This is a genomic window from Pseudomonas sp. 1176_21 (assembly GCF_052850635.1).
On sequence record NZ_VXCV01000016.1, the window covers coordinates 1 to 12,704 of the forward strand.

Annotated in this window: 11 protein-coding genes; 4 read left to right on the forward strand and 7 right to left on the reverse strand. The window is 65.2% G+C overall.

Annotation, left to right across the window (positions count from 1 at the left end; translation table 11 throughout):
- The 4 genes from cobJ to FW760_RS24495 all read left to right on the forward strand — a co-directional run.
- The coding region (gene cobJ / locus FW760_RS24480) for a precorrin-3B C(17)-methyltransferase (protein ID WP_446444068.1) at window positions 1–810 on the forward strand (810 nt) is incomplete at its 5' end.
- A gap of 128 nt (window positions 811–938) precedes the next feature.
- Complete coding sequence (locus FW760_RS24485) at window positions 939–1,730, forward strand: hypothetical protein (RefSeq protein WP_058541565.1); 792 nt, start codon at window positions 939–941, stop codon at window positions 1,728–1,730.
- A gap of 55 nt (window positions 1,731–1,785) precedes the next feature.
- Window positions 1,786–2,511, forward strand: a complete 726-nt coding sequence (locus FW760_RS24490; protein ID WP_116052617.1) for a hypothetical protein — start codon at window positions 1,786–1,788, stop codon at window positions 2,509–2,511.
- Window positions 2,498–3,151 (forward strand): hypothetical protein, encoded by a 654-nt coding sequence (locus FW760_RS24495; RefSeq protein WP_116052620.1) that lies wholly within the window; start codon window positions 2,498–2,500, stop codon window positions 3,149–3,151. Before FW760_RS24490 ends, FW760_RS24495 begins: the two co-directional genes overlap by 14 nt.
- Window positions 3,152–3,154: 3 nt before the next feature.
- On the opposite strand, the gene FW760_RS24500 is transcribed toward FW760_RS24495, so the two are convergent.
- From FW760_RS24500 to FW760_RS24530, 7 genes are all read right to left on the reverse strand, one after another.
- Window positions 3,155–3,751, reverse strand: a complete 597-nt coding sequence (locus FW760_RS24500) for a MarC family protein (RefSeq protein ID WP_043860475.1) — start codon at window positions 3,749–3,751, stop codon at window positions 3,155–3,157.
- Window positions 3,752–3,790: 39 nt separating this feature from the next.
- On the reverse strand, window positions 3,791–6,568 hold the full coding sequence (locus tag FW760_RS24505) for a hybrid sensor histidine kinase/response regulator (protein ID WP_043860474.1): 2,778 nt from the start codon (window positions 6,566–6,568) through the stop codon (window positions 3,791–3,793).
- A gap of 92 nt (window positions 6,569–6,660) precedes the next feature.
- Window positions 6,661–7,956, reverse strand: a complete 1,296-nt coding sequence (gene purD / locus FW760_RS24510) for a phosphoribosylamine--glycine ligase (RefSeq protein WP_043860473.1) — start codon at window positions 7,954–7,956, stop codon at window positions 6,661–6,663.
- Between the two features lie 181 nt (window positions 7,957–8,137).
- A complete protein-coding gene (gene purH, locus FW760_RS24515; protein WP_123753279.1) occupies window positions 8,138–9,745 on the reverse strand; it encodes a bifunctional phosphoribosylaminoimidazolecarboxamide formyltransferase/IMP cyclohydrolase in 1,608 nt (535 codons plus the stop codon).
- 82 nt (window positions 9,746–9,827) lie between these two features.
- Window positions 9,828–10,148: a DNA-binding transcriptional regulator Fis gene (gene fis, locus FW760_RS24520; RefSeq protein WP_003186237.1), complete on the reverse strand. Its 321-nt coding sequence runs from the start codon at window positions 10,146–10,148 to the stop codon at window positions 9,828–9,830.
- Complete coding sequence (gene dusB, locus FW760_RS24525; RefSeq protein WP_043860471.1) at window positions 10,145–11,158, reverse strand: tRNA dihydrouridine synthase DusB; 1,014 nt, start codon at window positions 11,156–11,158, stop codon at window positions 10,145–10,147. Before dusB ends, fis begins: the two co-directional genes overlap by 4 nt.
- Before the next feature lie 207 nt (window positions 11,159–11,365).
- On the reverse strand, window positions 11,366–12,697 hold the full coding sequence (locus FW760_RS24530) for a DUF3426 domain-containing protein (RefSeq protein WP_116052626.1): 1,332 nt from the start codon (window positions 12,695–12,697) through the stop codon (window positions 11,366–11,368).
- Window positions 12,698–12,704 lie beyond the last annotated feature (7 nt).

The window sequence follows — 12,704 nt, forward strand, 5'->3', positions numbered from 1 at the left end:
GCCGGCCAGCCGATCGACCCGCAACGGATCGGGCGCGCCCGTGGCCGCCTGGCGGTGATCGGCCTGGGCCCGGGCGCCGCCGACCTGATGGTGCCGGCGGTCAAGGCCGAGCTGGCACGCGCCAATGACGTGCTGGGTTATGAAACCTATGTGCGCATGGCCGGCCCGTTCCGCGCCGATCAGGTGCTGCACTGCACCGACAACCGCGAAGAAATGCAGCGCGCACGGCATGCCTTCGAGCTGGCCGCGCAAGGCCGCTCGGTGGTGGTGGTGTCGTCGGGCGACCCGGGCGTGTTCGCCATGGCAGCGGCGGTGCTCGAAGCCTTGCACGAGTCGACGGACCCGCAGTGGCACAGCGTCGAGCTGCAGATGCTGCCGGGCGTCTCGGCCTCGCTGGCCACCGCCGCGCAGGCCGGTGCGCCGCTGGGGCATGACTTCTGCGTGCTGTCGCTGTCGGACAACCTCAAGCCCTGGGACATCATCGAGAAACGCCTGGACCTCGCCTGCCAGGCCGACCTGGCGCTGGCCTTCTACAACCCGATCTCGCGCTCGCGGCCCTGGCAGCTGGGGCGTGCCCTGGAGATCGTGCGCCAGCACCGAACGCCAGCCACCCCGGTGGTGCTGGGCCGTGACATCGGCCGCCCCGGCCAGACCCTGCGCACCCTGACCCTGGGCGAGCTGACGCCAGAGCAGGTGGACATGCGCACCATGGTGCTGGTGGGGTCGTCCACCACCTGCACCTTCGCGCGTGCCGACGGTGGCGAGTGGGTGTACACGCCGCGTTGGTATGGCGCCGGCCGCCCTGGATAGCCACAGGGTCTCGTAGGGAAAGAAAGGTGCGCCTGGAAACGGGCGCACCTTTTTTCATGCAGGCCCGGTGATAGTTTGCAGTGGCCTGGCTGTGCCGCGGCAAACCAAAACTGAACAAGGATGATGTTATGGATAACTCGACTGTGTTTCCCTGCGCGGAAAAAAGCGCTGAATTCTTCAGCAACCTGGAAGTACCGGATCTTCAGCATTCGCCGCTGTCCATGCGCGGGCTGCTGGCCAGTGAAGGGCTCGATGACGAAGCGGGCGAAGTGGCACTGATGACCAGCGAAGGCCCGACGATTCTGACCTTTGCCGACAAGCTGTCGGCGGACAAGCGCCAGATGGCCAAGGACGCCACCCTGTTCGCCGAGATGGTGGCCAACACCTCGGGCAGTATCCAGGAGCAGCCCCTGCAATGGCTGGCAGCCTACCGGGAGGCCATGCTGCACGCCGGCTGGTTCATGACCAGTTCGGACCGTCAGAGCTACAACACCAGCAAGCGCGACATCACCATGGACAGCGTGGTGCTGGAAATCGTCGCCTCGGTGGCCGGTGGCAACGCAGCCGCCATGATCCCGCTGGTTTCCAGGGCCCTCGACAAGCTCAAGGGCGACGAGGACATGATCACCCTGTTCAACAACAACAGCACCGGCGCGAGCAAGGACAGTTGCCGCATTCTGCCGTGCCTTGAAACGGATAACGGCGAAGCCGTGACACTGTTCATCGGGCTTGAATACAACAAGCGTACCGACAAGGGCGGCGCACTGTTCTGGAAGTGGGACAACGAAACCATGGACATCACTCAGGTGGCCACCATGGTCAACTGGAACGAACGTGTCTATCAGCGCAACAAAGACGACATCCACGACTACATGGGTATTTCCTCGGATAACTTCTTCAGGAAAATCAAGAAGAAGTAATTCTACCGGCACCGGTGTCAAGGCGCCGGTGCCGCTATCCTCAAGGAGTCGAGGCATGGCAATGCAGTACGAGACATGGGTCAATGGTGCGCAGCTGATTTCATTTCCCGGCGGGTTGAGCGCACCGGACAGGGATGATGTATTGAACTCCCACTTGCTGGCGCAGGTGTCGGCCAACCAGGACGGCCTGGTCACCGCCAACCCCCGGGCCTGGTTCAAGCGCAATGTGGACGGCCTGGGCCAGCTCATGTGGAGCACCCAGACCGTGCAGTCCGATGTGTCCAGGTTCGCCGGCCTGGATGACCTGAGCATCGTCGCGCTGGTGACCAGGCACCTGAAGAAGAAGTTGCCTGCGGCCATCGTGCGGCAGATGACCGGCATGCTGGAGCAGATTTGCGAACTGGCCTACGAGCACCCGGCGCGCCAGCTGTTTCGTGCCCAGGTGCTCGCGCACACCCAGGCCAGCCAGCGCACGGCGATCAACTTCCAGCTCAGTGCGTGTACTGCGCCAGACCAGGTGTTCAGCCTGTTTGTGAGCCTGGCGCTGGTGGTGCCGCTTCAGCAGGACTTTCTGCACCAGACGTTCTGCGGGGTCGACAGCCCGGGCGACGCGCTGTTCTTCTACAGCCACAAGCAGTTGTCGGTTGCGCGGTATGCGCGACTGCGCGAGATGACGGTGGCAGCCCTGGAGGACGATGCCGTTGTGCTCAGGCGGGTGGTGCCGCAGGCCAAGGCCAAGGCCGACGGCTCGCTACAAGGGGGCACCCATGACCTCCACTGAACGTTCGCAGGTGATCGGCGACAACCGGGTGTCGTTCGGTGATGGCATGGACCCTGCCGACATGCAGGACATGATGGACCTGATGGTGTACGCCGAGATGTACGCCAGCAAAGCGGTTGGTCAGCATGCCTCGCCGCAGGCCTGGAATGAGTTCCACCATGCCTGCCTGCTGCGGCATGGTTGCCGTCTGATCAGCTTTCTGTCGTCGGTGTCCACGGCTGCCCACGACCTGGCGCAGGTGCGTGCCTTCGAGGTCACGGTGGTACAGCGGGACGCCGAGGTGCTGTTTCACCAGGTGATCAGCCAGTCGCTGCGCGACCTCGACCTGGAGACCAAGGCCCGACGCCACTTCGAGTCTTCGGCCATGCCCAGGCGCGACGTGGAGAAGGCCATGCACTGCAAGATCACGCCCTGTTTCACCGATCGACGCAACCAGCCCATGCTGTGTTTCTGCGGGCTGGTGATGCGCTTTGAAGTGGACGTCGAACACGGCTTTCTGACCGATACCTACCGGCGCTACGTGACCCTGACGCCCCATGGTGGCTGCTACCTGTTCGATCGCCAGGCGTACGCGAGCCATCGCACGTTCGTACTGGCCCAGACCCGGGCACTCTCGGAAGGTTTCTTCCAGGACCGGTAGGGGCTAGAGCACCAGGTAGCCCTTGATCCCGGTGAAGATGATCTGCGCCGCCAGGGCGCACACGAACAGGCCCATCAGCCGGCTGACGATCTGCAGGCCCTGGTCGCCAAGCAGCCGTTCGATGCGGTGCGACAGAAACAGCACCAGGCCAACGGTGAAGCTGGCCAGGGCGATACTCACGATGGCCAGCAGCTTGTCGTCCCAGTGCGGCTGGCTGACGCCCATCACCAGCAGCGCACCGATGGTGCCGGGGCCGACGGTCAGCGGGATGGTCAACGGCACGATGGTCACGTCCTGCTGCACGTTGTCGGTGTTGACCGCCGACTTGCCCTGGGCCATGCCCAGCGCCGAGATGAACAGCACGCTGCCGGCGCCGATGCGAAACGCGTCGGGGGTGATGCCGAAGATGCCGAAGATTGCCCGCCCGAACAGGTACAGCAGCACGCTGGCGATCAGTACCGCCAGCGCCACGCGCCAGGCCAGCTGCTTGCGCTCCTTGCTGGAGTGGCCGCGGGTCAGGCTGATGAAGCAGGACAGGACGAAGAACGGGCTGTAGAGCACGAGCATCTTCAGGTAGACGCTGAACAACTCATGGAGCATGGCGTGGGCTCGCGGCAAAGGGGGCGTTGGGCAAGTGTATCAGTGGGGGACGGGCGCGTTGTCGGGCTGCTCGTGGGGCTTGCGGTGGGCCACCCAGTATTCGATCAGTTCGCGCAGTTGCGACAGCTCCACCGGCTTGGCCATGTGCCCGTCCATGCCGGCCTGGCGAGCGCGCTCCTTGTGCTCGGCCAGGATGTGCGCGGTCAGCGCCACCACCGGTGTGCGCGGGCGCAGGCTGACCGCCTCCCAGGCGCGCAGCTGCTGGGTGGCCGAGAAGCCGTCCAGCACCGGCATCTCGCAGTCCATCAGCACCAGGTCGTAGCGCTGCGCCTTCATGGCCTGCAGGGCTTCCTCGCCGTTGCTGGCGGTGTCGGGCTCCAGGTTGAGCTTGCCGAGCATGCCGCGGATCACCTTGGTGGAGATGTTGTTGTCTTCGGCCACCAGGATGCGGAAGTCGGCGGGCACGTCCAGCGGGGTGGCCAGGCTGGGCGGCTGCATGCCGAGCATCTGGCCCTTGCTGCGCTGGGCCAGTTCTTCGGCCAGGGTGGTCTTGAGGGTGTAGCCGGCCACGGGCTTGGCCAGGATGCGCTTGACCCCGGCGTTGCGGGCGATGACCTTGCTCGGCGCATTGGTGATGCCGGTGAGCATGATGATCAGGATGTCGTGGTTCAGGCTCGGATCTTCCTTGATCTTGGCGGCCAGTTGCATGCCGGTCATGCCGGGCATGTTCTGGTCGAGCAGCACGGCATCGAAGTAGTCGCGCAGGTGCGCCTTGGTGCGCAGCAGGGCCAGGGCTTCCTTGCCCGAGGGCACGGCGCTCACGTTCATGCCCCAGGCGCTGCACTGCTGCACCAGCACCTTGCGGCAGGTGTCGTTGTCGTCCACCACCAGCACCCGGGCATCGCGCAGCGGGCCGTCGAGGTCGGCGGCGGGCTGTTCGAGGCGCTGCGGGTCCAGCGGCAGGGTCATCCACAGGGTGTTGCCCTGGTTGTGGCTGGTCTTGATGCCGAACTCGCCCTGCATCAGGGCGATCAGTTGCTTGGCGATCACCAGGCCCAGCAGGCCGCCGAGCTTGTTGCTCGACAGCACGTGCTCGCTGTGCAACTCGGCCTGCAGCAGTGCCTCGCGCTCGCTGGGCGGGATCGGTTCGCCGCTGTCCTGCACGGCCAGGCGCAGGCGCGGGCTGCTGCCGCGCTGGTCCAGTGCCACCACCAGCAGGATCTCGCCCTGCTCGGTCTTTTTCAGGGCGTTTTCCAGCAGGCTCAGCAGGGCCTGGCGCAGGCGCGTGGGGTCACCGCTGATGACCCGCGGCACCTGCGGCTGGGTGAAGCTGATCAGTTCGATGTTCTGCTGTTCGGCCTTGGCCCTGAAGATGCTCAGGCAGTCCTCGATCAGGGCGTTGAGGTCGAACTGCACGTCATCCAGCTCGATCTGGCCGGACTCGAGCTTGGAGATGTCGAGGATCTCGTTGATCAGGGTCAGCAGCTCGTTGCCGGCACTGTGGATGGTCTGTACATAGTCGCGCTGCTTGACCGACAGCGGGGTGCCCAGCAGCAGTTCGGTCATGCCCAGCACACCGTTCATCGGGGTGCGGATCTCGTGGCTGATGCGTGCCAGAAACTCTGCCTTGGCGTTGATTTCGGCGGTGCTGGCGGCCAGCTCGCGGCTGGCGCTGAAGCGCGCCTCGCTGATGCTGCGCAGGCGCTCGCCCAGGGCCATGTTGAGCAGAAGGCCGGTGAAGGCGGTGAACCCCAGCAGGATGAACAGCAGCCATTCGGTGGGGGTGCGGGTAAGGCCCAGCAGCGCCGGCAGCACCACCAGGCAGCCCAGGTTGAACACCAGCATGGCCAGGCTGAACAGGCGCGCCGGGGCGAAGCCGCGCACCCAGTGGCAAACGGCCGTGATCAGCATGCTCAGGCTGGCCAGGGCCACCAGCGCGTAGGTGGCCAGGTTCAACGGCAAGGTGTCGACGAACAGCAGCAACAGGCCGCCGATGGCGATCAGCAGGATCTCGCCTTGCAGCAGGCGGGCCAGGCGCGGCTGCTGCAGGGGGGCGAAGAAGCGCAGGGTGAAGGCCAGCCCGCAGAGGCTGGCGAGCAGGGCGGTGAGGTAGGCGGCCGGGGTCTGCGAAGTCTGCCAGAGGTTCCACGGCCCGCTCAGGTTGAGCAGGATCAGCGCGCTGAGCAGCATCAGGCTGTGGTAGCCGGCCAGCCACAGGCTGCTGGTGGAGCGCGAATAGCCGAAGCGCACCAGGTTGTGCAGGATCAGCATGCCCATGCAGCCGAACAGCAACCCGAACAGCAGTGGCTGGCGCTGGTCGGCGGCGGCGCTCACGGCGGGCATCAGGCTGATGCCGGGCCGCAGCTGGTGCTCGGAGACCAGCCGCAGGTAGAGGTCCTGGGCCTGGTCGCTGCTCGGCACCGCCAGCAGGTGATCGTTGGTGGTCAGGCTCACCGGGCCGTTGGTGTCCGGGCGGCCGTTGTGGGACTGCTCGATCAGCCGGGCGCCGTCGACCACATACAGGTTCAGGTGCGACAGGTCCGGGGCGAACAGGCGCAGTACCTGTTCGGGCTGGTGTGGGGGCAGGTGGTAATGCAGCCAGAGCGCCTGCTGGGGCTCGGCGGCATCGAGCTGGTTGAGCTCGATGGGACTGAACTGGTTACGGTAACGCTCGGAACGGATGTCGCTCAGTTGCAGGTTGGCCTGATCGTCGAGCAATACCGACCACCCACTGCCCGAATCGGCCGTGGCCGGGAACAGGCAGAGCAGAGTCAGCAGGCTGACGGTGAGTCCAATGGCAATCCTGAGCCAACGCACGAGATATCCCTTCCTAGCCAAATGCCGGTTTGCAACTATGCGCGGCGTGCCAAGCCGAAGGCAAGGCCCCTTTGGAGCCTTGCCGTGTCAGCTTACTCCTGGTGCTCGCCACGTTCACGGGCGATGGCGCGGTAGCCGATGTCGGTGCGGTAGAAACTGCCGTCCCACTCGATTTCGGCGGCCAGGCGGTAGGCCTGCTGCTGCGCGGCTTCGACGGTCTCACCCAGGGCAGTGGCACACAGTACGCGACCACCGCTGGTGACCACCTGGCCGTCCTTGAGGGCGGTACCGGCATGGAACACCTTGCCGGTGAGCTTGGCTGCGGCGTCCAGGCCGCTGATCGGTGCACCCTTGGCGTAGTCGCCCGGGTAGCCGCCGGCGGCCAGTACAACGCCCAGGCTCGGCTGCGGGTTCCACTGCGCTTCGACCTTGTTCAGGGCCTTGGCGAACGCCGCTTCGATCAGCAGCACCAGGCTCGATTCCAGGCGCAGCATCACCGGCTGGGTTTCCGGGTCGCCGAAGCGGCAGTTGAACTCGATGACCTTGGGGTTGCCGGCCTTGTCGATCATCAGCCCGGCATACAGGAAGCCGGTGTACACGTTGCCTTCGGCAGCCATGCCGTTGACGGTCGGCCAGATCACCTGGTCCATCACGCGCTGGTGGACTTCGGCAGTGACCACCGGGGCTGGCGAGTAGGCGCCCATGCCGCCGGTGTTGGGGCCGGTGTCGGCGTTGCCGACGCGCTTGTGGTCCTGGCTGGTGGCCATCGGCAGCACGTTCTGCCCGTCGACCATGACGATGAAGCTGGCTTCCTCGCCGTCGAGGAACTCTTCGATGACCACGCGCGAACCGGCGTCGCCGAAGGCATTGCCGGCGAGCATGTCGCGTACCGCGTCCTCGGCTTCAGCCAGGGTCATGGCGACGATCACGCCCTTGCCCGCGGCCAGGCCGTCGGCCTTGATCACGATCGGTGCGCCTTTTTCGCGCAGGTAGGCCAGGGCCGGCTCCACTTCGGTGAAGTTCTGGTAGTCGGCGGTCGGGATCTTGTGACGGGCCAGAAAGTCCTTGGTGAAGGCCTTGGAGCCTTCCAGCTGCGCCGCGCCCTTGGTGGGGCCGAAGCAGTCCAGGCCGCGGCTGCGGAACAGGTCGACCACGCCGGCCACCAACGGGCCCTCGGGGCCGACGATGGTCAGGGCGACGTTCTTCTCGGCGAAGTCGGCCAGTTGGTCCAGGGCGGTGACGTCGATGTCGACGTTCTTGCACTTGGCTTCGGTGGCGGTGCCGGCGTTGCCGGGGGCGACGAAGACAGTCTCGACGCGAGGGTCCTGGGCAACTTTCCAGGCCAGGGCGTGTTCGCGGCCGCCGCTACCGATGATCAAAACGTTCATGTCAAAACCTCGATGACGCTAATTCGGATGAGTGCTGTTCTGTGCAGGTCATTGCAAGAGCGAGGTCCTGTGGGAGCGGGCTTGACCCGCGATGGGGGCCACGCGATCAGGAAGTACCGCGTCGCTCGCATCGCGGGTCAAGCCCGCTCCCACAGGGATATGTCTGCACCTTTTCTGTTGGTCAGTGACGGAAGTGGCGCATGCCGGTGAACACCATCGCGATGCCGGCTTCGTCGGCCGCGGCAATCACCTCGGCATCACGCATCGAACCGCCCGGCTGGATCACCGCAGTGATACCCACCTTGGCCGCGTTGTCGATACCGTCGCGGAACGGGAAGAACGCATCCGAGGCCATGACCGCACCCTGTACCTGCAGGCCGGCATGCTCGGCCTTGATCGCGGCGATGCGCGCCGAGTTCACGCGGCTCATCTGGCCGGCGCCGACACCGATGGTCTGGCGGTTCTTGGCATAGACGATGGCGTTGGACTTGACGTACTTGGCCACTTTCCAGGCGAAGATCAGGTCGTGGATTTCCTGCTCGGTCGGCGCACGCTTGGTCACCACCTTCAGGTCGCCCTCGGTGATCATGCCGATGTCGCGGCTCTGTACCAGCAGGCCGCCGGTGACGCGCTTGTAGTCCCAGGCAGCGGCACGCTCGGCCGACCACTGGCCGCACGCCAGCAGGCGCACGTTGGCCTTGGCGGCCACCACGGCGCGGGCTTCTTCGCTCACGCTTGGGGCGATGATCACTTCGACGAACTGACGCTCGACGATGGCCTTGGCGGTTTCGGCATCCAGCTCGCGGTTGAACGCGATGATGCCGCCGAAGGCTGATTCGGTATCGGTGGCGTAGGCCAGCTCGTAGGCCTGGCGGATGCCGCCCTCGGCGTCCGGGCTGACGGCCACGCCGCACGGGTTGGCGTGCTTGACGATCACGCAGGCCGGCTTGACGAAGCTCTTGACGCATTCCAGCGCGGCGTCGGTGTCGGCCACGTTGTTGTACGACAGCTCCTTGCCCTGCAGCTGGGTGGCGGTGGCGATGCCGGCCTCGCTCGGCTTGGCCTCGACGTAGAACGCCGCGCTCTGGTGCGGGTTCTCGCCGTAGCGCATTTCCTGGGCCTTGACGAACTGGCTGTTGAAGGTGCGCGGGAACTGGCTGCGGTCTTCGGTGCTCAGGGTGTCGGCCGCCTGGTTCACGGTGCCCATGTAGTTGGCGATCATGCCGTCGTAGGCGGCGGTGTGCTCGAACGCCTTGAGCATCAGGTCGAAGCGCTGGGCGTAGGTCAGGCCACCGGCCTTGAGGCTCTCGAGTACCTGGCCGTAGTCGCTGGCGTTGACCACGATGGCCACGTCCTTGTGGTTCTTGGCCGCCGAGCGAACCATGGTCGGGCCGCCGATGTCGATGTTCTCGATGGCGGTCGGCAGGTCGCAGCCCGGCTTGGAGATGGTGGCTTCGAAGGGGTACAGGTTGACGGCGACCAGGTCGATCGGCTTGATCCCGTGCTCGGCCATGATGGCGTCATCGGTACCGCGACGGCCGAGGATGCCACCGTGGATCTTGGGGTGCAGGGTCTTGACCCGGCCGTCCATCATTTCGGCAAAGCCGGTGTAGTCGGCAACTTCCACCGCGGCGACGCCATTGTCCTGGAGCAACTTGAAGGTGCCACCGGTGGACAGGATCTCGACGCCGAGCTGTTGCAGCTCACGGGCGAATTCGAGGATTCCGGTCTTGTCGGAAACGCTGATCAAGGCGCGGCGGATCGGCAGGCGGGTAGTCTGGTCGGTCATTTCAGATTCCATAACGCGGTGGAGTCAGCAAAAAAGGCGACCTCATCGAATGGGAGCCGCCTTTTCTGGTGTGGATTCGTTGTTACAGCAGATCGTACTGCTTGAGCTTCTTGCGCAAGGTGCCCCGGTTGAGCCCCAGCAGCTCGCTGGCCTTGGTCTGGTTGCCCTTGACGTAGTTCATCACGCTTTCGAGCAAGGGTGCCTCGACTTCAGAGAGCACCAGGTTGTACACGTCCGTGACAGCAGCGCCCTCGAGGTGCGCAAAGTAGTTGTGCAGCGCCTTCTCCACGCTCCCGCGAAGGGTCTGGCCCTCTTCGCTCGGGGTGTTCAGGTGCTGTTTCAGGTTGACGTTGTCGCTCACGGGCGTTGTTCCACTCACTAAAGTCTCGGTCATCATCGTCATGCGGCCACCCCTTGTCCGTCCTCTGTCTCAAGGCTCTGTTCACGTTCGCGGAAAAACTCGCGAACGTCGGCGCACTGCGCGTGTGTTTCTTCCAAACCATTGAAGCGGGCGCGAAACTCCCTGGCGCCCGGTAACGTTGCCAGGTACCAGCCCACATGCTTGCGGGCGATACGCACACCCATCACATCGCCATAGAAGGCGTGCAGCGCGGCCAGGTGCTCCAGCAGAATTCGTTCCACTTCAGCCAACTGCGGTGCCGGCAACAGCTCGCCGGTGCGCAGGTAGTGCTCGACCTCGCGAAAGATCCACGGCCGCCCCTGGGCGGCGCGGCCGATCAGCAGGCCGTCGGCGCCGGTGGCGTCGAGCACCTGTCGGGCCTTTTGCGGCGACGTGATGTCGCCATTGGCAAATACCGGTATCGACACCGCCTGCTTGATGGCGGCGATGGTGTCGTACTCGGCGTCGCCGGTGTACAGGTCGGCACGGGTGCGGCCATGTACGGCCAGTGCCTGAATGCCTGCCTGCTCGGCGATCTTCGCCACGGTCAGGCCATTCTTGTTGTCCCGGTCCCAGCCGGTGCGGATCTTGAGGGTAACGGGTACGTCCACGGCGGCGACCACCGCCTGGAGGATCTCGTTGACCAGTACTTCATCCTTCAATAAAGCAGAGCCTGCAGCTTTGTTGCAGACTTTTTTTGCCGGGCAGCCCATGTTGATATCGATGATCTGCGCGCCGGCCTCGACATTGGCCCGGGCCGCGGCCGCGAGCATCTGCGCGTCACCGCCGGCGATCTGCACCGAGCGGGGCTCGGGATCGCCATCGTGAATCATGCGCAGGCGCGACTTGCGGCTGTTCCACAGGCTCATGTCGCTGCTGACCATTTCGGACACCACCAGGCCTGCGCCCATTCGTCGGCACAGCTGACGAAAAGGCTGGTCCGTGACCCCGGCCATCGGGGCAAGGATCAGGGCGTTCTGCAGTGTGTATGGGCCGATGCGTACCGCCGACATAGGAGTTCCCTGTTGTGGGGGCCGATCTTAGAGTTCGAAAAAGGGTGGGCATGATACCCGCTCTCGGTGACCGGATAAAGGTCGATCTGGATAAAATATGAACAGTTTGAGCGGCAAGCGACAAGCTTCAAGCCCCAGCCAAAAGCAGGAGTGGCGTGATACCGCGCTTTTCTCTTGCCGCCTGAAGCTTGCCGCTGGTCGCTGGGTTTACTCCGGCGAGCGGAAGCTCAGGCTGTAGTTGACCGCCTTCGGGCCCGGATCGAGGATGTCCAGGGCGATGTGGATCGGGGTCTGGCTGGGCATTTCGGCCTTGCCGGCCAGCTCGCCGCTCAGGTACTCGCCGGGCTTGAAGCGACGGCTGGCGATCAGTTGGCCGTTGAGGTCGGCAAACCGCAGCTCCAGCAGCGGGAATGGCTGCGAGAAGGGCGCACGATTGTAGATGATCGCGTCCACGATCAACGCGCCGGCAAAGTCCGGGTGGCTGCGGACCACCAGGTTGCTGCTCTTGATGCGGGCGATGTCGACCTTGGAAGGCACTTCGCAGCCCAGTTGCGGGCACAGTTGCTGGAACCAGGGGCGGTACTGGTCCTGGCGGGCCAGTTCGTCGAAGTGATAGGCGATGTACTGGCCAGCCAGTGCCGCGCCAGCCAGCAGAGTCAGCAGCGCCCACAGCAGGCGCCGGCCCCAGTGGCTGCGCGGCTTCTGCCAGTCGAGCTGCAGCGGGTCGTCGACGATGTCGACCAGCGCCGGCTTGCGTGGCGAGCGTGCAGCCATCGGGCCAAGGTCGGGTTCGTGGCGGGTATTCGGGACGTCGTCGAACGCCGGGTCCGGCGTATCGGGCTCATCACCCGGGTCGCGTGCCGACAGGTGCTCGGCCACCACGTCGGGGTCGTGGAGGGGCTGCTCGCGCAGCGGGGGCTCGTCATCCAGGCCGTCCAGGTCCAGCGACAGCGAGGGTTCGGTGCGCTCGCCCGGCAGCGCCACGGCAGCCGGGACGGGTTCGTCGACCAGCGGCGGCTGCGGCGTTGCCTGGGTTTCGCGTTCGTCGGCCGGGCTGCTGAACAGGCTGTCGGTGTACGAGGTGTCGTCCGGGCCGTCGCGCTGGGCGCTGAGGCTGTCCTCGCGGCGTGGCGCCAGGTCGAAATCTTCGGCCTGGCTGCGCTTGAACTCGCTGATCGGCTGGATTTCGCGTTGCTCCAGGCGGGCGAGTTCCTGGTCGAGGTCCAGTTGGTCGAGGTCGACGTCCAGCGCGCTGGCCGTCCATTCGCGCTGGCTGATCGGCGCGGGGGCCGACGGCGCTGGCTGCGGTGCATGTTCGGGTTCGGCCACCGGCGCAGGCAACGGCGTTGCCGGCGGCAGCGCGGGGGCGACCTGCAGCGCCTGTTGCGCTGCACTCTGCTCCAGCAGTTGCTTGGCGGCGTTGAATACCTGCAGGCAATTGCCGCAGCGCACTACCCCGCGGGCCACACTCAATTGAGTGTGGCTGACGCGAAAGCTGGTCTGGCAATGCGGGCACTGGGTGACGAAACTGTCGGTCATGCGGCGG